The 20,127-nt window shown below is 68.5% G+C and carries 20 protein-coding genes; 11 read left to right on the forward strand and 9 right to left on the reverse strand.

Annotated elements, in window-relative coordinates; translation table 11 throughout:
• The first annotated feature begins 46 nt into the window (after positions 1-46).
• The 5 genes from NVU01S_RS08140 to NVU01S_RS08160 all read left to right on the forward strand — a co-directional run bounded on the left by NVU01S_RS08140 (position 47) and on the right by NVU01S_RS08160 (position 5,378).
• Positions 47-583 carry a TetR/AcrR family transcriptional regulator gene (locus NVU01S_RS08140; protein ID WP_052280095.1) on the forward strand — a complete coding sequence of 179 codons (537 nt, stop codon included), beginning with the start codon at positions 47-49 and terminating at the stop codon, positions 581-583.
• A 26-nt stretch (positions 584-609) separates the two neighbouring features.
• On the forward strand, positions 610-2,661 hold the full coding sequence (locus NVU01S_RS08145) for a M3 family metallopeptidase (RefSeq protein WP_043663298.1): 2,052 nt from the start codon (positions 610-612) through the stop codon (positions 2,659-2,661).
• A 76-nt stretch (positions 2,662-2,737) separates the two neighbouring features.
• Positions 2,738-3,586, forward strand: coding sequence for a GNAT family N-acetyltransferase (locus NVU01S_RS08150; protein ID WP_244467078.1), 849 nt, complete (start codon positions 2,738-2,740; stop codon positions 3,584-3,586).
• 70 nt (positions 3,587-3,656) lie between these two features.
• On the forward strand, positions 3,657-4,553 hold the full coding sequence (locus NVU01S_RS08155) for an alpha/beta fold hydrolase (RefSeq protein WP_043663295.1): 897 nt from the start codon (positions 3,657-3,659) through the stop codon (positions 4,551-4,553).
• 105 nt (positions 4,554-4,658) lie between these two features.
• Positions 4,659-5,378, forward strand: a complete 720-nt coding sequence (locus NVU01S_RS08160) for a S1 family peptidase (protein ID WP_043663666.1) — start codon at positions 4,659-4,661, stop codon at positions 5,376-5,378.
• Positions 5,379-5,388: 10 nt separating this feature from the next.
• On the opposite strand, the gene NVU01S_RS08165 is transcribed toward NVU01S_RS08160, so the two are convergent.
• The 3 genes from NVU01S_RS08165 to NVU01S_RS08175 form a co-directional block, all read right to left on the reverse strand.
• Positions 5,389-6,315, reverse strand: a complete 927-nt coding sequence (locus NVU01S_RS08165) for a carbon-nitrogen hydrolase family protein (protein ID WP_043663292.1) — start codon at positions 6,313-6,315, stop codon at positions 5,389-5,391.
• A gap of 27 nt (positions 6,316-6,342) precedes the next feature.
• On the reverse strand, positions 6,343-6,900 hold the full coding sequence (locus NVU01S_RS08170) for a TerD family protein (RefSeq protein WP_043663289.1): 558 nt from the start codon (positions 6,898-6,900) through the stop codon (positions 6,343-6,345).
• Between the two features lie 243 nt (positions 6,901-7,143).
• Entirely contained in the window at positions 7,144-7,683 is a 540-nt protein-coding gene (locus tag NVU01S_RS08175; protein ID WP_052280093.1) for a C40 family peptidase, read from the reverse strand.
• A 237-nt stretch (positions 7,684-7,920) separates the two neighbouring features.
• On the opposite strand from NVU01S_RS08175, the gene NVU01S_RS08180 reads away from it, so the two are divergent.
• The gene (locus NVU01S_RS08180; RefSeq protein WP_014982268.1) at positions 7,921-8,394 is read left to right on the forward strand and encodes an NUDIX hydrolase; all 474 of its coding nucleotides are present in this window, start codon (positions 7,921-7,923) and stop codon (positions 8,392-8,394) included.
• A gap of 47 nt (positions 8,395-8,441) precedes the next feature.
• Here the strand turns inward: NVU01S_RS08180 and NVU01S_RS08185 are convergent, their stop codons facing one another.
• Entirely contained in the window at positions 8,442-9,413 is a 972-nt protein-coding gene (locus NVU01S_RS08185; RefSeq protein ID WP_156161383.1) for a G1 family glutamic endopeptidase, read from the reverse strand.
• Between the two features lie 342 nt (positions 9,414-9,755).
• Here NVU01S_RS08185 and NVU01S_RS08190 point away from each other — a divergent pair, with 342 nt between their 5' ends.
• Entirely contained in the window at positions 9,756-10,160 is a 405-nt protein-coding gene (locus tag NVU01S_RS08190) for an aggregation-promoting factor C-terminal-like domain-containing protein (protein WP_029901418.1), read from the forward strand.
• Between the two features lie 2 nt (positions 10,161-10,162).
• Here NVU01S_RS08190 and NVU01S_RS08195 read toward each other — a convergent pair whose 3' ends face one another.
• The gene (locus NVU01S_RS08195) at positions 10,163-11,578 is read right to left on the reverse strand and encodes a cytochrome P450 (protein WP_043663280.1); all 1,416 of its coding nucleotides are present in this window, start codon (positions 11,576-11,578) and stop codon (positions 10,163-10,165) included.
• A 137-nt stretch (positions 11,579-11,715) separates the two neighbouring features.
• Between NVU01S_RS08195 and NVU01S_RS08200 the strand changes: the two genes are divergently transcribed.
• From NVU01S_RS08200 to NVU01S_RS08210, 3 genes are all read left to right on the forward strand, one after another.
• Complete coding sequence (locus tag NVU01S_RS08200) at positions 11,716-12,186, forward strand: hypothetical protein (protein WP_052280092.1); 471 nt, start codon at positions 11,716-11,718, stop codon at positions 12,184-12,186.
• A 52-nt stretch (positions 12,187-12,238) separates the two neighbouring features.
• A complete protein-coding gene (locus tag NVU01S_RS08205) occupies positions 12,239-12,883 on the forward strand; it encodes a TetR/AcrR family transcriptional regulator (RefSeq protein WP_043663277.1) in 645 nt (214 codons plus the stop codon).
• A 103-nt stretch (positions 12,884-12,986) separates the two neighbouring features.
• Positions 12,987-13,952: an anti-sigma factor RsbA family regulatory protein gene (locus tag NVU01S_RS08210; RefSeq protein WP_043663657.1), complete on the forward strand. Its 966-nt coding sequence runs from the start codon at positions 12,987-12,989 to the stop codon at positions 13,950-13,952.
• Here NVU01S_RS08210 and NVU01S_RS08215 read toward each other — a convergent pair.
• The 4 genes from NVU01S_RS08215 to NVU01S_RS08230 form a co-directional block, all read right to left on the reverse strand.
• A complete protein-coding gene (locus NVU01S_RS08215) occupies positions 13,939-14,721 on the reverse strand; it encodes a crotonase/enoyl-CoA hydratase family protein (RefSeq protein WP_014982261.1) in 783 nt (260 codons plus the stop codon). The genes NVU01S_RS08210 and NVU01S_RS08215 overlap by 14 nt on opposite strands.
• Before the next feature lie 42 nt (positions 14,722-14,763).
• Complete coding sequence (locus tag NVU01S_RS08220; protein ID WP_082031785.1) at positions 14,764-15,975, reverse strand: phthiocerol/phthiodiolone dimycocerosyl transferase family protein; 1,212 nt, start codon at positions 15,973-15,975, stop codon at positions 14,764-14,766.
• 134 nt (positions 15,976-16,109) lie between these two features.
• Complete coding sequence (locus NVU01S_RS08225) at positions 16,110-16,757, reverse strand: TetR/AcrR family transcriptional regulator (protein WP_043663273.1); 648 nt, start codon at positions 16,755-16,757, stop codon at positions 16,110-16,112.
• Complete coding sequence (locus NVU01S_RS08230) at positions 16,754-18,499, reverse strand: N-acyl-D-amino-acid deacylase family protein (protein WP_043663270.1); 1,746 nt, start codon at positions 18,497-18,499, stop codon at positions 16,754-16,756. The genes NVU01S_RS08225 and NVU01S_RS08230 overlap by 4 nt, the downstream gene beginning before the upstream one ends.
• 138 nt (positions 18,500-18,637) lie before the next feature.
• On the opposite strand from NVU01S_RS08230, the gene NVU01S_RS08235 reads away from it, so the two are divergent.
• Complete coding sequence (locus NVU01S_RS08235) at positions 18,638-20,062, forward strand: AIM24 family protein (RefSeq protein ID WP_043663266.1); 1,425 nt, start codon at positions 18,638-18,640, stop codon at positions 20,060-20,062.
• The last annotated feature ends 65 nt before the right edge of the window (positions 20,063-20,127 follow it).

Genomic DNA, 20,127 nt, shown 5'->3' on the forward strand with positions numbered 1-20,127 from the left:
ATCGATAGCGTCGAGCGGCCCACGCACCCGCACCCGGACCGCCATCATGACCGCGGCCCTCACGGTCTGGGCGCGTGATTTCACCGCCGCACTGAGCGATATCGCCGAGCGCGCCGAGGTGTCCCGCAGCACGCTGCACCGCTACTTCCCCGAGCGGCAGGATCTCGTCGACGCCGTCCTGCTCGACTCGTTGCAGACCATCGACACGATCGCCCGCGCCGCGAACGACGGCACCCGCCCGCCCCTGGACCACCTCATCTATCTGCTGCGCTCCTTCGTCGAAGTCGCCGACCACGTGGTCTTCCTCTTCACCGATCCCGGCCGCTTCAGCGGCAACCCGCACTGGGGCGATACCAGCGACGCGTCACTGCGCGCCCTCATCGCCGCCGCGCAGGCCGACGGCGCACTCGATCCGGACCTGCCCACCGAATGGGTCGAAGGCATCTTCAACGCGCACCTCTACGTCGCCGCCACCACGGCCCAGCAGGCGAATGTGCCCAAGCACGTGATCGCCGACAACGCCATCCGCACTTTTCTCGGCGGCGTCGCTACCCGTCGGTCCGCCGCCGACGAAACCAGGTAGTGCGCGCGGCGGCATAGAGTCGGTCCATGACGAGCAACCCGTTTTTCGAGCGCAGCACGCTGCCCTACCAGTTGCCTCCGTTCGCCCTGATCCGCGAGGAGCACTACCTGCCGGCGTTCGATCGCGGCATGGCCGAGCAGCTCGCGGAGATCGCCGCCATCACCGCCCTCGACACGGTGCCCACCTTCGCCGATACCATTGTGGCGCTGGAACGTTCCGGCAGGCTGCTGACCCGGGTGGCCAACGTCTTCTTCAACATCACCTCCTCGGATTCCACCCCCGGCACCGACGCGATCGAAGCCGAGATCTCGCCGCGCCTGGCCGCGCACCGGGACGCCATCTATCTCGATCCGGCCCTCTTCGCGCGGATCGAATCGCTGCACGAGCGCGCGGCCGAACTCGAATCGACCGCCGAGGAATCCCGGCTGCTGACCGAGTACCACACCCGATTCGTCCGGGCCGGCGCTCGCCTCGGCCCTACCGAGCAAGCGCGACTGCGCGAGCTGAACAGCGAGCTGGCCACCACCGCAACCGAATTCGGGCAGAACATCCTCGCCTCGACGAACGCCGCCGCACTGGTGCTCGACCGGACCGAGGAACTGGCCGGGCTCGCCCCCGCCGCCGTCACCGCCGCCGCCGAGAACGCCCAGGCGCTCGGCCACACCGGCGCATGGGCGCTGCGCCTGCAGAACGTCTCCAATCAGCCCGTGCTCGCCGAACTGGAGAACCGCGACGTCCGGCAGCGCGTGATGACCGCCTCGCTGGGCCGCGGATTCGGTGCCGACGAGCCCAATCACGCGCTCGCCGTCCGGATCGCCGCCCTGCGCGCCGAGCGGGCCGCGCTGCTCGGCTACCCGGATCACGCCGCGTACGCGGTGGCCGATCAGACCGCGAAAACCGTTGCGGCGGTGGAAGAGATGCTCGGAAAGCTGGTGCCGCCCGCGGTCGCCAACGCCGAACGCGAGGCGGCCGAGCTGGCGGCGACGATGCGCGCGGCGAACGGTGCGCCGAACGACGAACTCCACTCGTGGGATTGGCAGTTCTGGTCGGAAAAGGTCCGGGCCGAACAGTTCTCGGTCGACGGTGAGGCGCTGCGCCCGTACTTCGAACTGAACCGCGTGCTGCGCGACGGCGTCTTCTTCGCCGCCGAAAAGGCCTACGGGATAACCCTTGTCGAACGCGAGGACCTCGTCGGTTACCACCCGGAAGTGCGGATCTTCGAGGTCTTCGACGCCGACGGCGCCCCGCTCGGGTTGTTCCTCGGCGACTTCTTCGCCCGGCCCTCGAAGCGCGGCGGGGCCTGGATGAACGAATTGGTCAGCCAATCGCACCTGCTCGACCAGCGCCCGGTGGTGGTCAACAACCTCAATATCGCGAAACCGCCCAGTGGCGAGCCCGCCCTGCTGACCTGGGACAACGTCCGGACACTGTTCCACGAGTTCGGGCACGCGCTGCACGGCCTGTTCTCCGACGTGCACTTTCCGTTCTTCGCCGGCACCGAGGTACCCCGGGATTTCGTGGAATTCCCGTCTCAGGTCAACGAGATGTGGATGGCCAGGCCGGAGATCCTGGCGAACTACGCGCGCCATCTCGAGACCGGCGAGCCGATGCCCGCCGCTCTGATCGAGCGGATGGCAGCGGCCGAGCGTTTCGGCACCGGCTTCCGCACCGTGGAGTATCTCGGTGCGGCACTGCTGGATTGGGCGTGGCATCGGGTGCCGGACGCCGACGCGCTGGCGGGCACCGACGCCGAAGCGTTCGAAACGGCGGCCTTGCGACGGGCGGGGCTGGCCATGGCGACGATTCCGCCGCGGTACCGCACCGCGTATTTCGCGCACATCTTCTCCGGCGGCTACGCGGCGGGCTACTACTCCTACATCTGGAGCGAAGTCCTGGACGCGGACACGGTCGAATGGTTCACCGACGGCGCCGCCTCCATCCGCGACAAGGGCGAGGTGTTCCGGCGCGAATTGCTCGCGCGCGGCGGTTCGGTCGATCCGCTGGCCGCCTTCGCGGCGTTCCGCGGCCGGGCGCCCGAGATCGAGCCGCTGCTGGTCCGGCGAGGGCTCACCGACTGAGCGCGCGGAAATTCGGTGTCCCCGTTTTCCGCCGATCGGTAGCGTGACCGCCATGGACTCCGTTGCGGTCAGACTCATGCGCACAACGGACGTGCCGGGGGCGGAACGGGCTTCCGGCCTCGGATTTCTCGAAGTGGACCGGCGCTATCGGCGAGTCAACGAGCCGGAACCGGAACCGCGATCGGAGGCCGACGCGAAGCAGTGGTCGGATCGGCTGCGCTATTTCCTGACCGCGGATCCGGCGGGCTGCTGGGTGGCCACGCGTGACGACGAGGTGGTCGGCCTCGCGGTGTCGCAGAATCGGGAACAGCTCTGGTATCTGGCGTCTTACGCCGTGCTGCCGGGCCAGCAGGGCACCGGCATCGGCAAACGGCTGATGGACGCCGTGCTCGCGCACGCGGGCGATCGCGCGGGGATGATCTCGGCATCCGGGCACCCGGGCGCGACCCGGCGCTATCGGCTGGCCGGGTTCACGCTGCACCCGCAGATGCGCATGGTCGGCACAGTCGATCGTTCGGCGCTACCTGCTGTTACCGGCCTGGCCGAGGGCACCGCCGAAGACTTCGACTGGATGGATCGACTCGACCAGCAGTTGCGGGGCGTGGGGCACGGACCCGATCACGGCTACCTGCTGGGCGCCAACCGGCTCGTCGTCTCGCGCGCCGAACCCGGTTATGTCTACCTCGATGCGCACGGCAACACGAAGCTCCTGGCCGCCGCGCATCCGGACACCGCGCGAAAACTGTTGTGGGAGGCTCTCGCTACCGCACCGGGCCCGATCATGGTCAATTCGATCACCACGGCCAACGAGTGGGCGATCGATGCCGGGCTCGCGGCCCGCCTCGACCTGTTCCAGGAGGGCTATCTGGCGTTACGCGGAATGACCGAGCCGAGGCCCTATCTGATCAACGGCGCGTTCCTCTGAGTGCTCGCGGTACGTCTGGGTACCGGAGTGGCCCCGCGATGGGCGGATAGGCCGTAATGTCGCATTTGTGATGCCGAATCTGGTCCACATATGGCGCGATGGCGGGCAACAGGTGCGTACCCGAGCGGGCTCGGTGTTCGTCCGCTCCGCGCCCGGTGACGGACCGACCGTCCTTCTGCTGCACGGATACCCGTCCAGTTCGTTCGACTTCCGCGGCGTGGTCGACCGGCTCGGCGGGCGTGGCTGGCTGGCCCTCGACTGCCTCGGCTTCGGGCTCTCGGAGAAACCCCGGCCGCACCGCTACAGCCTGTTCGAGCACGCCGATACCGTCGAAGACGTGGTCGCCGCACTCGATCCGGGCCCGGTCGTGTTGCTCGCGCACGACATGGGGACCTCCGTCGCCACCGAGCTGATCGCCAGGGACCTCGACGGCACGCTCCCCTTCTCGCTGGAGCGGGCCGTGCTCGGCAACGGCAGCATCATTCTGGAAAAGGCGACGCTGCGGCCGATTCAGAAGATCCTGCGCGGCAGGCTCGGGCCGATCGCGGCACGCCTGGCGAATCGGGCGATGTTCACCCGCGAGTTCGGCGCGGTGTTCTCGAAGGCCCACCCGCTGACCGAGCGCGAGGCCGCCGCGCAGTGGGAACTGCTCGCGCACGCCGACGGCCACCGGATCGCCCACCTGCTCACCGCCTACCTGGACGAACGCGTGACACACGCCGAGCGCTGGCACGGCGCGATCCGGGACTGGGGCAAGCCGATCGGCTTGCTCTGGGGCACCGCGGATCCGGTCGCGACGGTCGCGGTCCTCAAAGGGCTACGCGCACTGCGCCCCTCCGCGCCGGTGATCGAACTGCCTGGCCTGGGCCACTATCCGCAGCTCGAGGACCCCGAAGCGTATGCCACCGCGGCGCGCCGGCTGCTCGGCATCGACATCAGCCGCGAGCACCCGATCATCCGCCCCTGAGCGTAGGGCGAATTCGACTGCGCCATACTCTGTTTGGAATCGGTCGACCCGGGAATGCCGCGAACACCCGGTGATACGGCGCCGGAAGTCCGACCAAGAGGAGTCCTGCTCGTGACCCGAACCGCCCTCGCTCTCGCCGCCGCAGCCGTACTGGGCGCGGCGCCCGCTGCCGCCCACGCCGCGCCCGCTGTCGCGCACCCCGATTCGGCGCCTGCCCCGGCAGATTCCACCGTCGGCGCGAACTCCGGCCCGGCGATCGGCGGCGGCTCGGGCATCGTCGTCGACGGACGCGCGGTGTGCACGTTGACGACCATCGGACGCGACAGCGCGGATCGGCTGGTCGGGCTGACCGCCGGACATTGCGGGAAGGCCGGTGCGACCGTCGTGGCCGACGCCGATCCGGACTCCGGGGTGATCGGCCGGTTCGTCCACTCCGATCCGGTACTGGATTACGCCGTCATCGAATTCGACCGTCATCGCGTCAACCCGGTGAACCGGATCGGCGGCACCACCATCACCGAACTCGGCGCACCGGCACAGTTTCCCGCGATCGTCTGCAAGCGCGGCTCCACCAGCGGCACGAGCTGCGGCGTCACCTGGGGTGATGTCCGGGCCACCAACACCGAGACCTGGACCCAGATGTGTGTCCTGCGTGGCGATTCCGGTGCGCCTGTCGTCCTCGGCAGCACCCTGGTCGGCATGGTCAACGCCTATTTCGCCGTCGGTTGCTTCGGGCCCGAAGTCGGCACCACGATCAGCGCCATCATGGCCGACCTGAACGCGCGCAACGACATCGGTGCCGGGTATCGGCCGGTCCCCTTCTGACCCCACGCCGCTAGTCGACGAAGGCGGCGGGGGTGCGGCGGGTGCGGTTTACGGTGACGGAGAAGATGTCGGGTCGGGCGTAGTGGCCCGTGGGGTCGAAGTTTTGGCGTTCCTTCGCTACTTCGGTGGGGTCCAGGTCGGCGAGGATCAGGTGTTCGGTGCCGACGACCGGCTCCACCAGCCAGGTACCGTCGGGGGCGGCGACGGCTGAGCCGCCGTCGTAGCCCGCCGGTTTGTCCAGGGCCGAAAGTTCCTCGTACAGCGGGAAATCGGTGGGCACATCGGCGTAGTCGAGGACGGCGCCGACCGCCAGGGAGTACACCCGCCCCTCCAGCGCGATGAAGCGGGTGATGTCCTTGGTGTTGCGAATCGAGCCGGGCCAGGTGGAGACGTGCAGCGTCGTGCCGTCGGCGTAGAGCGCGTGCCGCGCCTGCGGCATCCAGTTCTCCCAGCAGGACAGGCCGCTGACCCGGAACCCACCGAAATCGTGTGCGCGCAGACCGTTTCCGTCGCCGATACCCCAGACCATCCGCTCCTCGTGCGTCGGCATCAGCTTGCGGTGCGCGCCCACGATGCCGCGGTCCGGATCGATCGCGACCAACGTGCAGTACACGGTGCCCCGGACACGCTCGGTGATGCCGAGGTAGCAGAACACGCCCAAGTCGCCGGCGGCCGCGCGCACCGTACCCAGCTGCGGGCCGTCCAAGGTCACGGCAGCATCCAAATAGTAGGCGTAAGCAGCCTTTTGGGCCGGATTGTCGAAGCGGGCGCCGCCGGTCCGGGCCAGCCAGATCGGATAGCCGGACAGGAACGTCTCCGGAAAGGCCACCAGCTCCGCACCCGCCGCCGCGGCCTTGGTCAGCCAGTCCACCACGATCTTCGTGCCCGCCGTCGGGTCGAGCCAGGCCGGACGGGCCTGCGCCGCAGCAATCCGCATAGCCCCGATGGTAAATGGCGCACAGAACTAGCGCAGGTACGCGACGGCCTGCGGCACCGCGTCTGCCAGATGGTTCGCGTAGATGCCCGCGCCGATGCCGACGTAATACCAACACTGTTGGGTCCGAACGAGTTTGCCGATCACCAAGCCGGTGTGCTGACCACCGCTCAACAGGTAGCGGGTGAGCTCGACGCCCGAGGTGGTATCCAGCACCCGGCAATACGCGTTCTCGATGCGAGCGAAACTCTGTCCCGAGTAGGACGTCGCGACGAACAGCACCGTGGTCACCTGCGGCGCGACCAGCGTCAGGTCCACGGTGATCACCTCGTTGTCGCCCGCGCCGGCCCCCGTCGGATCGTCCCCGCTGTGTGTGATCGCGCCGTCCCGCGAGGCCAGCTGTTCGTGATAAACGGTGTCCACCAACGCCTCTGCGCTGAACACCAGCGCGGCCGAATTCACGTCGATCCTGTTGTCCGCGGTCACCGAGCCGTCGACATCGACCCAGACCTCGGCGGGGTCCCACCCCAGCGAGACGCCGACGTGCTCCAGCGGCAGGCCCGCGGAGTCGACCAGAGCAATGGACACCGGGTGTCCCCTTTCGCAGGGGCGACCACGGCAACCAACTACCGCAACGCCGATCTATCTCGATATCTACCCAGCGAGCCCGCCGTCGTCCGGACCGGTGCGCTCCCGAACCACCCACTCGCCGTTGAGCGGCTCGTCGCCGTTGACGAGGTCAGGAACCAACCTGTCCGACCGCCGAAGCGGCCCGCCAACGGCGACATACCCCGGTCCTGCGTCTTCAATCACCGAACGACCAGTCTCGAATCAGAAGCGCCGCGCACCGGCGAAGGGCATGGAGGAGATCGGCGCGATCGTGACGCCGGTGCTCTCGGTGCCCGCGTGAATGACGTTGCCGTCACCCGCGTAGAGCCCGGAATGTCCTCCGCCGTTGAAGGATACGAGATCACCGAGGCGCAGGTCGGCCTGCGCGACCGGGGTGCCCGCGGCCAGCTGATCGCCACTGGTGCGCGGTACTTCGCGGCCGGCCAGGCGGTAGGCCCACACCACCAGGCCGGAGCAATCGAAGGCGTCAGGTCCGGTGCCGCCCCAGCGGTAAGGTGAACCGAGTTTGGTCCATGCGGCGGCGAAGGCCCGTTCCGCGATCGCGCTCGGCGCGATCCCGTGTCCCGCCGCAAGCTTGTTCTCGGTCGGCTCCTCGACCGCACCGGACTCGCCGGACTGCGGCCTGGCCTGCGCCGGCGCACCGGTACCGAACAGCGAACCCACGGCGGCGGTAGCGATCAGCACGGTCACCACGAGGCGGCGTCCGCCCCGGTCGACTCGCGCGATATCGATGGATTTCATCGTGCGTTCCTCCGATCTCCGTCGACGACCGGCGGGAGAACCACCGGCCCTGAATGGATTTCGAGAACACCCTGGTGTTTGTGATTCCATCGGATCCGAATGCCATATTCCGCCTCTTCGGATAAAACGCCAAGCCCGACACGCGACCTATAACGAATCAATCACCGAACAGATCTCTGTGCAATCACAGGAAAATCTCATAGCAATCTCCCGCCTGACCTGCCCTACTGTCGTGCCATGGCGACTCCTGACTTCATCCGAACCATCCGTGCCGACGCGGGCACCCAGCTGCTCTGGTTGCCCGGGGTGAGCGCGGTGGTGTTCGACGACCAGGGCCGGGTACTGCTGGGGCGACGCGCCGACAGCGGACGGTGGGCGATCATCGCGGGCATGCCCGAGCCCGGCGAGGATCCGGCCGCATGCGCGGTCCGCGAGGTCTACGAAGAGACCGCCGTGCACTGCGTCGCCGAACGGCTCGTCGCGGTGCGCGCGATGCCGCCGCACACCTACCCGAACGGCGATATCTGCCAGTTCATGGACATCACGATGCGCTGCCGGGCAGTCGGCGGCACCGCACAGGTCAACGACGACGAATCACTCGAGGTCGGCTGGTTCGAGCTCGCGGCGCTACCGGAACTGCCCGAGCACGAATCGCTGCGCCTCGCACACGCACTGTCCGACGGCCCGGCCTGGTTCGAACCGGCGCCATGAAAAACCCCGCCCCGGGCGCGCCGGGGCGGGGCGAAATCCGTGCCGCGCTAGCGCGCGATGGTGAACGCGGTACCGCTCTTGGCGATCGGGCCGGGGCTGAGCTCCCCGTTGGTCGCACCGATGGAATAACTCACCGGTGCGAACGCCGAGAGCGGCTTGCCATCGATCTTCACGTTGGTGAAATTGATCGGGCTGAAATCCGGCAGGGCACTGTTGAGCTGGCCTTCGACAATGATTTCCGCGGTCTGCGCGGGGGCGGTGGAATGCGCGACGGTGGTCCGCGACCAATTCTGGGTCAGGTTCGCGACGGTCATCGTGTAGGCCGAGCCGTCGAAGGTCACCGAGGCCTGCATCTTGTCGCCGGGGGCCATGGTCACGTCGGGATAGATCACCGGGTTCGCCGGATACGCCTCCCACAGGGCCATCCGATACGTCTGCTGAGCACAGACCGCCGCGCCCGACGCCGAACCGCTGCCCGCGGTCTGGCACGCGCCCACTGCCGCCTGTCCCAGCTGGGTGTTCACGCCCTCGGCGGCCCGGACCGCGTTGCGGAACCAGGTGGGGTTGTTCGCGATGGTCGCGCTGGCCAGGTTCACGATGGCCAAGCCGGGCAGCGAGGCGATCGCACCCGCCACGCTGACGCAGATGGCTTCGGCACCGGTCTGCATGAGCGGCAGGGCCTGCTTACCGTCGACCACGGTCCCGTTCAAGCCGACCCAGGGCACGACCCGCTGGATGACACCGGTGTCGGTGCACGACACCTCCGGCTCGACCCATTCGGCGGAGACGCTCTTGAAGTTGCCCGTCACCACGTACCCGGCCCAGTTCGTGCCGCGAATGCGCGGCGGCGAGCCGCCCGGCGGTTCGTCCGGTGCGGCGGGCACCGAGGTCGGAGAGGCAGGCGCCGGTGCCCGGTCCGCCGAGGCCACCGGCGGCGAGAGCAACGCCGCGACGATCACCCCCACCACCGAGGCGGTGAGACGGCTTCGAATTCGCGTCCGACCCGGGCTACTCATCATGAACAGGGACAATAGCTCATAGACATCACTGTCGCGCGCTGCCGCGCGGCAGTATTTTGGCAGGTCGCAGGGGGTTTCACAGGAACGCGAACGGAGCTGACCTGGTTCCCCGGCGATTCCGCGGACCGGCGTGTCGTCCGCGCGTCGACGGCGGGCGACGCGCCCGAAATTTCCCATTCGATACCCGGACACTCCGGAGTGGCTGCGGCCCCGCGTCGGTCACCAGTGATTTGCTGAATTCGCAGCACGGACTTCGAGCTTCAACCATTGAAGGCGAAAGGACCGACGATGCGGTACGTCATTCCCACTCTCGCAGCAGCCGTATGTGCGCTTTTCCTAGGTATGGCCCCGGCACACGCCGTGGCCACCGACTGCGCGGCCGCCGACGCGCCGGCGATCTGTGCGACCCCCTCGAAAGGCGGCCAATTACATCCGGCCGGTTCCGTCCTGTCGATGCCGCGCGCCGCGGTGAAAGCCTTGGCGATGACCATGGTGCCGCCGCACCATTTCTGGGCATTCGACAACATCATCACCCGGGAAAGCGGCTGGAATGTTTTCGCGGTGAATCCGGAAAGCGGCGCCTACGGTCTCGGCCAGGCGTTGCCGCCGGAAAAGATGGGCACCCACGGCCCGGACTGGCAGTTCAACCCGGTCACCCAGATCCGCTGGACCTACGACTACATGAACAAGCGCTACGGCAGCCCGATCGCCGCCTGGGACTTCTGGCAGGCGAACCACTGGTACTGAGCTCAACCGACCGGAATATCCCTGCGCCGGGCGATCATTCGCAGACCGTGCCGCGGCCGCAGCGTCAACGTGGCCTCCGGCGCGACCGGATGCCCGGGCACCAGATCGAAGACGAAGCGCTGACTCATCGCCGCGGTGATCAACACCGACTCCATCACGGCGAAACTCGAACCGATACAGATGCGCTTACCGCCGCCGAAGGGCAGGTAGGCCGAACGCGCCCGCTCGCGGCCCGCGCCGGGCAGGAAGCGCGCCGGATCGAACTCCTCGGGATTGGGCCACCACCGCGCGTCGTGGTGGATGTGATGGGTGGGGATCACCACGGTGGTGCCCTTGCGGATGTGATGCCCGTCGATCACGTCGTCCGCGATCGCCACCCGCGGAATGGCCCATGCGGGTGAGAAATAGCGCATCGCCTCCTGGAAACAGGCTGCCGTCCAAGGCAATCGGGGCAGATCAGCGGCCGTCGGACGGCGCCCGCCCAGCACCGAGTCGACCTCGTCGAGCAAACGCGTTCTGGCCGTGGGGTTCAGCGCGAGCAGGTACCACATCCACGACAGTGCGTTCGCCGTGGTCTCGTGCCCGGCCAGCATGAAGGTGAGCGCTTCGTCGCGGACCCGGCGCACCGGCAGGCTGCCCTGTTCGTCGGCGGCATGCAGCAGGTGATTGAGCAGATCCGGGCTGTCGGTGGGATGCGCACGGCGGTCGTCGACGACCTGCCAGACCTCCCGGTCCAGCGTCCGCGCGATCCGCTGGATGCGACGGAACGGCGGCGGCAACGGGATCGGCGTCAGTGCCACCCCGGCGACCGCGCGCCAAGCCTGTTTGGGCGGCGCCGCCACGATGAACAGCCGCTCCAAACGCTCCGCGAACCGCAGACCGTCGGTGACCAGCGGCGACATCCCCACCGCGATCCGGCCGAACTGCTGGCCGAACAGCGCGTTGCCGACGACGTTGAGGGTGAGTTCGACCATTTCGCCGACCATGTCGATCTCGACCCGGCCGGGCTGCGCGTCGATCCGGCCGACGCTCGCCTCGATCGGCTCGAGCATCAGGTCGATCAGCCCGTGCAGGTGCCGTTTGGCGAACATCGGCGTGAGCATCGTCCGGTGGCGCTGCCAGGACTCGTCCTCGTCGGTGAACAGGCTGACCCCGAGCAGCGCCCGCAGGATCTCGTATTCGAAGGACTTGTGGTACTTCAACCGCCCGGCGTGCAGCACGTGGTCCACGTAGTCGGGGTGCGTGAAGGCGACGAAACGCCTTGTGCCCGCGCGGAATCGAAGGATGTCGTGACCCTTCGTCCGGCCGATCATCCCGCCTTCGTAGTCCAGGCCGATGGTCAGCGCCTCGATCGTCGCGGTGAGCGTGCCGGTGCGGGCCGAGGTCTTCGGCCGCGGGGCGGACGTGGTGGTAGCCATCAGGTCTCCTGAGTCGCGCGGACCGGGCTCGCCCCAATTGGTGTCGCATGACACCATTGTCCGCACCTGCCACCAGTTTGTGGCCGGTCACGCCGAATGTCAATGGTCGCGGGGCTTTTGCTTCTACGCTGGAGCGCGTGCGTCGGCTGCTCCTGCTCTTGCTCGTCCTGCCCACCGCCTGCGGTACCGAGGCGCCGCCCGCCGCGCCGCCACCACCGCCCGCCCCGACCGCATACGTCCGCACCCCGCAGGATTGCGCGAAACTGACCGTCACCGCGTCGACCGTCGAGCCGGGCATCGGCTACATCCTCGGCACGCACGCCGAATGGCTGCCCAAGGGACAGTTCATCCGCATCCGGGTGGCTATCGTCAACACCGACAACACTTTTCACACCACGCGACCGGCCGACTACCAGCTCGACGACACCGCGGACGCGGCCCATCCGCCGAGCGTGGATGCGATGGCGATCAAACGGCAGCCGACCGAGCTCACCCTCGGCGCGGGCAATCGCCTGGAATTGGATCTCTGGTACGACATTCCGCCGAACGTGGGTCCACGTCAGTTGCGCGATGCGGTGTGCGCCAACACTATTCAGCTGCCGAGCTGAGCCCGCCGCGCCACCGACCGATCGGTCGGACGTATTGCGATAAACTGGACCGATGGCGCAGAGCACTCCGAGCGACGGACGTCGGGCCCGCGGCGATCGCGCACGGACCGTCGTCTTGGACGCCGTCGTCGAACTGGCCTCCGTCGAGGGATTGGACGGATTGAGCATGGGCCACGTCGCCGCCGCCGCGGGCGTGAGCAAATCCGGGCTGTTCTCCCTCTGGCGAGACAAAGAAGAACTACAACTGGCGGCCATCGAGCGCGCGCGGCGGCAATGGGCGGAGCTGGTCGCGGCGCCCGCCCTGCGCGCCCCGGCCGGCGTGCGGCAATTGTGGGCGCTACACGAAGCGCGGCTGCGGTTCTATACCGAAAAGAAGCTGCCCGGCGGCTGCTTCTTCGTCGCCATCCAAGCCGAGTTCGACGACCGGCCCGGGCCGGTGCACGATCGCCTGGCCGAACTGGCCCGCGAATGGGATGCGTTCGCGCAGTCGATCATTCGCGACGCGATCGAGTCCGGCGAGCTCCGGCCCGAGACCGACCCGGGACTGCTCGCCTTCGAACTCGACGCCCTCGGCGCCGGCGCGGTCCCGCGCTCGCGCCTGCTCGATTTCGAGTCCGCGTTCGCGCAGTCGCGCGCCGCGGTCCTGTCGCGCCTGCGGGCGCTGTGCACGGACCCGGCACTGCTGCCGGAGTCCTGAGCCGGGGCCGGGGCTGACAACGTGCCCCGCACCCTGGACACTGGACTGGCAGAGTCTGATGAGCCGCATCGGCCTCCTGCCCGAGATCAAGGTAGAACCACCGATGACCAGCACCGCCGCCGGACCGCCGAACACCCGGCAGTTCATCCATCCGGCGCTGTTCTATCGCGACGCCGAGGAGTACCTGGCGGGCACCATCGGCTTCATTCGAGCGGGGCTCGCCGAGGACGAGCCGGTGGCCGTCTCGGTCCCGGGCCCCAATCTCGCGCTGATCCGGGACGCGCTCGGCCCGGACGCGGCCGCGGTCCAACTCATGGACATGACCGTCGAGGGCCGCAACCCCGGCCGCATCATTCCCGGCGTGCTGTGCGCCTTCGCCGATCGCCACCCGACCGGGCGGGTACGGATCGTCGGCGAACCCATCTGGGCGGGCCGCTCCGCGCGGGAATACCCGGCGTGCGCGCAACACGAGGCGTTGATCAATGCCGCGTTCGCCGGGCGCGAGGTCAGCATCCTGTGTCCGTACGACACCACCGCCCTCGACGCGACGGTGCTCGCGGACGCCACCGCGACGCATCCCACGCTGATCGACGGCGACGGCGAACGCGCCAGTGCCGCTTACGATCCCGACCACATCGTCAGCCGATACAACGAACCGCTGCCCGCTCCCCCCGCGGCCGTGCCGGTCATCGCCTTCGACGCCGCAGCACTCACCGGCACCCGGCACCGCGCGGTCGAGTTCGCCCGGCGCACGGGCATGACAGAGGACCGCCTCGTGGATCTCGAGCTGCTGATCGGGGAGACCACCACCAATTCGGTGGTGCACGGCGGAGGTTGCGGCACGCTCGCCCTGTGGGTGGAAGGCACGCAGATGCGCTGCCAGATCCGCGACGCGGGACATATCGGCAACCCGCTCGCCGGCCGCGTGCCGCCGCAACCGTTCCAATTCGGCGGCCGCGGACTGCTGCTGGTCAACCAGCTCGCCGACCTGGTCCGCATGCACACCGATATGCAGGGCACCACGTTGCAGGTGGATCTGCAGCTCGGCGACCCGGTCAGCGGCCGATGAAGTTCGCCTTCCGCCGCTCGACGAACGACTGAATCCCTTCGGCGCCGTCCGCGGTGGCGAACAGCGCGGTGACGTCGCCGACGAGATGTTCGGCGGCCGCGGCATCGCCCTCCGCCCGGGCGCGATGCGCGGAGGCGAGGATGGCGCGCACGCCCAACGGCGCCGAGTCCTCGGCGATCTCGGTGGCCAGCGCCCGTGCGGCGGCGAGCGCGGCGGCCGCGTCGGGCGCGACCTGCTGCACCAGCCCGATGCGCAAGGCTTCCGCGGCATCGAATTCGGCCCCGGTCAACACCCAGCGCATCGCGTTGCCCCAGCCCGCCTCCCGCCAGAACCGCAGCGTCGCACCGCCGAACGGGTAGATGCCGCGGCGCACTTCCAACTGACTGAATCGAGCGTCCGCGGCGGCGATCCGGATATCCGCGGCCAGGAGCAGTTCGATGCCCAGCGTCAGGCAGCGTCCCTGCGCGACCGCGACCACCGGCTTGGTCCAGCGATAGTCCAATCGCCACGGGTCGAGACCGTCCTCGGGATAGGTGATCGCGCCGGAGGCGAGCGCCGGCGCGACATCGACCAGATCGAGCCCCGCGGTGAAATGGTCACCGTGCGCGAACAGGACACCGGCGCGCAGGTCGTCGTCGCGTTCGAGCAGGGCGTAGGCCCGGGACAGCTCGGCGAGCATCTCCAGCGTGAAGGCGTTGCGCTTGTCCGGACGATTGAGCCCGATGAGCAGGACGTGTCCGTCGCGTTCGACGGTGACTGTGTCGGCCATGGGCTCCAGTCAACCGCAGAATTATGGTGTAGTCCATAGTCCTTATCGAACGCCGGAAAGCCGGCGGTACACCGCGGCCACGATGGCGCGGGCGCGGTCGTCCGGTTCGGTGGGCAACATCAGGTCGACGTTCAGGCGCCCGCCGAAGCTCGTGATCACGAAGTTGAGCGGCAGCCCCGACTCGGCCGGCTGGACGTCGACCACCGGGTTGTACTGGAACATCGGCCAGAAGTCCGTCAGTTCGACGTCCGCCGGATGCCGCAACGCAGGCACCCGGCCCCAGTTCGTGCCCAAGGCCGAGGCCTGCGCCTGTTGCAGTTCGCGGACGAAGCCGAAACCGGCGAACTCCCCGGCCCGGCGGTGTACCGTCCGCTCGGCCAGGTCGGCCGCGAGTCGCGCGTTGATCGAACGGGCGATATCCACCAGTTCGACCGCACCGTCGTCGGGTCGGTAGAACACCGGCCCCAGCGCATTCGTGACTTCCGTGAAGCCGACAGACGGCATGACCCGCGACCGCAGATCGACCGGAAACAGGTACAGCACTTCGGCATTCGACACCTCGAACACCTCGGCGAGGGCGAGCACGATCGCCGCCGACACCAACCCGTTGATCGTCACGCTGTGCCGATGGCCATAGTCGGCCAGCGCTCGTGTCCCCGCTTCGTCGAGCCCGCAGCGCAACCCGGTCAGCAGCCACCAGCCACCGTCGGCCGCGGAAACGTCGCCCGCCACCGGCAAGGGGTCGGCGAGCTCGAAACCTCGCTCGGCCAGCATCGTCTCCACCGCGATCGGGTAACCATGCGGCTCGGGCGGCGCGACTACCGCCCCTTGCGCGAAATCGGTGTAGAGCGACCACAATTCGGCCAGCACCGCCAGTGCGTGGTGGCCGTCGGCAACGCTGTGATGAAGCAGCAGAGTCACATTGGCCCGCTCGCCCGCACGCACCACATGCAATTCGCACAGGACACGATGCTGGTCCACACCCGGGTCGTGCAGCACGGTATCGACCGCGCCGTCGAACACCTTCATCGCCGCGGGCGCAGGCGGCGCGTCGACCAGGGCGACCGCCGCTCCGTCCACCGCGAGCCGCGCTCGACCGACCGGAAACGTGTGGCGCACCGCATCGAAAGCGGCGGCGAGCGCTTCGAGATCGAGTGCACCGCGGACTCGCACCGAATACCCGACGAACAATCCCGTGCCGACGTGTACCGCCTCGGTCGGCGCCAACTGTCGAATCGCTTGTGTAGCCGTCATGCCCGACCTCTCGGAGTCGCTGGAACGGTCACCGGCACGTCACCGGCCTACCGCAACGCTACAATCTGACCGATCGGTCGTACAGTCTTGTGCTCAGGCTCACAAAGCGCTGATCAGCGCCCCGAGCGGCGGCCTCAGGAATTCGGTTCGATGCGCCCGTGCTCGGCGATCAGATACTGGAAAACGCCGGAGAAGTATTCGATGCGCGCGTCTTCGAGTTCCGGCCGTGGATAGGCGGCACGCAAGATCGCTTCACCGTCGAACATGTGCACGATCGAGGTGACCAGCAGGCGGGCGATCTCCGCGGGCACCGCGGGCGTCAGCGCGGCGACCGCGACGCGTTCGACATCATCGATCAGCGCCTTGGTCACGGGGGCGAGGCGGGCGCGCAGCTCCGGTTCGGTGCGCGCGGCCACCAGCAGCTCGAACCAGACCGTGTTGGTTTCCTGCCGGATCTGATTGCGCGCCCGGTGCAGCACATGCGTCACATCCAGTGGGCGATCGGCATGCTCGCGGTCCCGGATGTTGTCGAACGCGCGCATGTGCCGGCGACCGACCTCCTCCGCGGCCGCCACGACCAGGTCGATACGCGAGTCGAAGTGCCGGAAGATACCGCCCTTGGAGACACCCGCGCGCCGGCTGATCTCGCCGAGCGAGGCGTTGTGGTAACCGATTTCGGCGATGGTCTCGATGGTCGCCTCGACCAGCTTGGCGATGGTCGAGGCGCGCCGTTCGGCCTGGGTCCGGCGCAGCGCCGGTGGTCGTCGCTGCTGTTCGCTCACCGGGCCAGTGACCTGAGGAAACGACCCGTGCGCTCGGCACCGAGGACAGGCGCGGCCGTGCCGTCGCCGAAGACGTACTCGCCGCCGATGAAGACGGCCGAGACCGCGCCGTCATTGCGATTCACCATGCGGGACAGGTTGTCATACTGCGCGACCGGGCTTTCCGCGTACTCGTCCAGCGTGGCGTCCAGGTGCGCCGGGTCGATCACCACCAGGTCGGCGCGATCACCCTCGCGCAGGTGGCCCGCGTCGATGCCGTACCAGTCCGCGAGTTCACCGGTCATCCGGTACACCGCGTGCTCGAGCGACAGGAACGGTCGGCCCGCCTGCTCCGCCTCGTGCACCCGGCGCAGGAAGCGCAGCCCGAAGTTGTAGAACGCCATGTTCCGCAGGTGCGCGCCCGCATCCGAGAAGCCCAGCTGCACACCGGGATCCGCGCCCAGCTTGGCGAGGAACTCCGGCCGGTGATTGGAAATGGTGGTCCGCCAGCGCACTTTGGTGCCGTGCTCGAGCACCAGGTCGAGGAACGCGTCGACAGGGTGCAGGCCACCGCGCTCGACCCCCACCTGCCCGAAGGTCTTGCCGATCACCGAATCGTCCGGGCAGGCGACGATTTCGGCGTCGAAGAAGTCGCGATGCCACACCCGCATGCCGAATTTCGCGTCGTAGTCCTTACGGAACTGCCGCCGATAGGTCTCGTCCTGCAGCAGCGCGTTGCGCTCGACCTGATCGGCGAGGTGCAATGCCGCTGCGCCGGAACCGAATTCCTCGAAGATCACCAGATCGATGCCGTCGGCATAGACCTCGAACGGCACCGGCAGGTGCTGCCAGCGGAAATCGCCGCCCAGCGCGTTCAACGCGCGCGCGAGCGGTCCCATGATGTGCACCAGGGCCGGGTTCGCCTTGATGTCCGCGGCCGAGAGCAGCGTGGTCTTCAACTGCTTACGGAAAATACCCAAGGTGCTCAGTGTCATCGCGGCGATGCTGCGCACCGAGGCGATATCGGGGCCCGCCTGCAGGATTCGCCCGCGCTTGCGCAGAATCGCGTTGAGCCGACGGCGTTCTCGCGCCTTGGCATAGGTCGAGGGCAGCGTCCGGGACCGGCAGGTGTCACCGTCGAGCTTGTCGAACAGCAATTGCTGGGCCGACATTCCGACGAACCCGGCATCGAGCGCTTCGGTCAAGGCCGCTTCCATCGCGGCGAGTTCGGCCTCGGTCGGGCGCACGTCATCGCGGGTGGCCCGGTCCAGCCCCAGCAATGCGGTGCGGATATCGGAATGTCCCAGCATCGCGGCGATATTCGGCCCGAGCGGCAGCTCCTCCAGCGCGGCGATGTATTCGCGCGCCGAGCGCCAGGTCTTGGTCTGCTCGACCGCCTCGATGACGTGCCGGCGCGGGATGGCCTCGACGCGGCCGAACAGGTCGCCCGCGTCGGTGGCGCCGACGTGCACGGTGGACAGCGAGCACGACCCGAGCAGCACCGTGGTGATGCCGTGGCGCACCGACTCCGACAGGGCGGGCGTCTTCAGCACCTCGACGTCGTAGTGCGTGTGGATGTCGATCATCCCGGGCACCACCCACTTGCCCGCGGCGTCGAGGACCCGCGCGCAGCCGGTCTCGTCGAGCGGGTCGGCCGAGACGGTGACCACGCGGTCGCCGCGGAGTCCGAGATGGCGCAGAGCGGAGGCGGAGCCTGCCCCGTCGAACCAGCGGCCGCCCTTGATGATGGTGTCGTAGCTCACTCCAACATTGCAACCGATCGGTCACTAACTGTCAATGCCCGGACGCTCGGCGCTCCGGCGCGGGTGGTAGCGCGCAGGACGAACTCGGGACACACTTGATGCCGTGAATCGGATGGCATTCGACCCGGGCGGGTCGCGATGACGGCCCTGGCGCGCGGGGAGAACCGGCCCGCGCCCGCCGACCGGATGACGGTCACCGTCGCCTGCGCCGCCGGGGTGGACGTGTCGGCGCTGTTGCTCGGCACGGACGGACGGGTCCGTTCCGACGCCGACTTCGTGTTCTTCAACCAGCCGGTCGGTCCCGGCGTCACCTACCGGCACGGCAGCGGCCGCGGCGACATGGTGGACGTGCAGACCAGCGCCCTGCCGGCCGATGTGGACAAGGTCGTCGTCACCGCGAGCCTGGACGGCAGCGGACCGGCCACCTTCGCGGGCGCGGGCACGCTGCTGTCCACCATCGGATCCGATTCCGGGGCACTGACTTTCCCGCTGGACGGACTCACCACCGAGACGGCCGTGGTCTGCGTGGAGATCTATCGGCGCGGCGGCGCATGGAAGGTGCGCGCGGTCGGCCAGGGCTACGACAACGGCTTGGCCGGTATCGCGACCGCGTTCGGCGTGAACATCGATGACGAGCCCGCGCCGCCACCGAGTCCGCCCGCCGCCGCGCCCGGTTACGGACAGGCACCGCCCGCGACGCCACCGCAGTATGCCGCACCGCCCCGATATTCCGCGCCGCCCCAGCAACCGGCCGCACCCCAGTACCCCGCGGCGCCCGCCTACCCGCCGCCCGCCGCGCCCGCACCTCAGCAAGGAGCACTGCCGATGCAGAGCGATCTGTTCGACCCCAGCCACGCCGAAGTCAACGGCGTCGGTATCCAGAAGCAGGGCAGCAAGATGATCAAGGTCGCCGTCAACGGCGAGGTCATGGCGCGGGCCGGCTCGATGGTCGCCTACCAGGGCGACATGCAGTTCAAGGCGCTCGGCTCGGGCGGCATCGGCCGCGCCATCCAGCAGCGCCTCACCGGTGAGGGCGTGCCGCTGATGAACGTGTCCGGCCGGGGCGATCTGTTCCTCGCCGACAGCGCCGCCGACGTGCACCTCATCGATCTCGACGGCTCCGACGGGCTCACCATCAACGGCTCCAACGTGCTCGCGTTCGATACCTCGCTGTCCTACAACATCCAGCGGGTGCAGGGCGCGGCCGGCGTCGCCAGCAACGCGGGCCTGTTCAACTGTGTCTTCACCGGCCGCGGCCGGATCGCCATCACCACGCACGGCTCGCCGGTGGTGCTCAATGTCGATCAGCCGACCTACGCCGATCCGCAGGCCGCGGTCGCCTGGTCGTCGAGCTTGCAGACCGGGATCAAGCGCAACGACTCGTTCGGTCTCGGCAGGTTGATCGGCCGCAGCACCGGCGAGGGTTTGACGCTGTCGTTCTCGGGCCGCGGCTTCGTCATCGTGCAGCCCTCGGAATTGCCGCCGGGCGGCCTGCTCGGCGGGACCGGCGGCGGCCAGCAGGCCGGGCAGAGCGGCGGCGCATTGGGGGGATTGTTCGGCTAATAGCGGGATAGTTCGGCTAACAATTCGCGCGCCGCGATTGACCACGTGCGCACCGTCCGCGATGA

The sequence above is a fragment of the Nocardia vulneris genome, from assembly GCF_001613425.1.
In the GTDB taxonomy this organism is placed as follows: domain Bacteria; phylum Actinomycetota; class Actinomycetes; order Mycobacteriales; family Mycobacteriaceae; genus Nocardia; species Nocardia vulneris.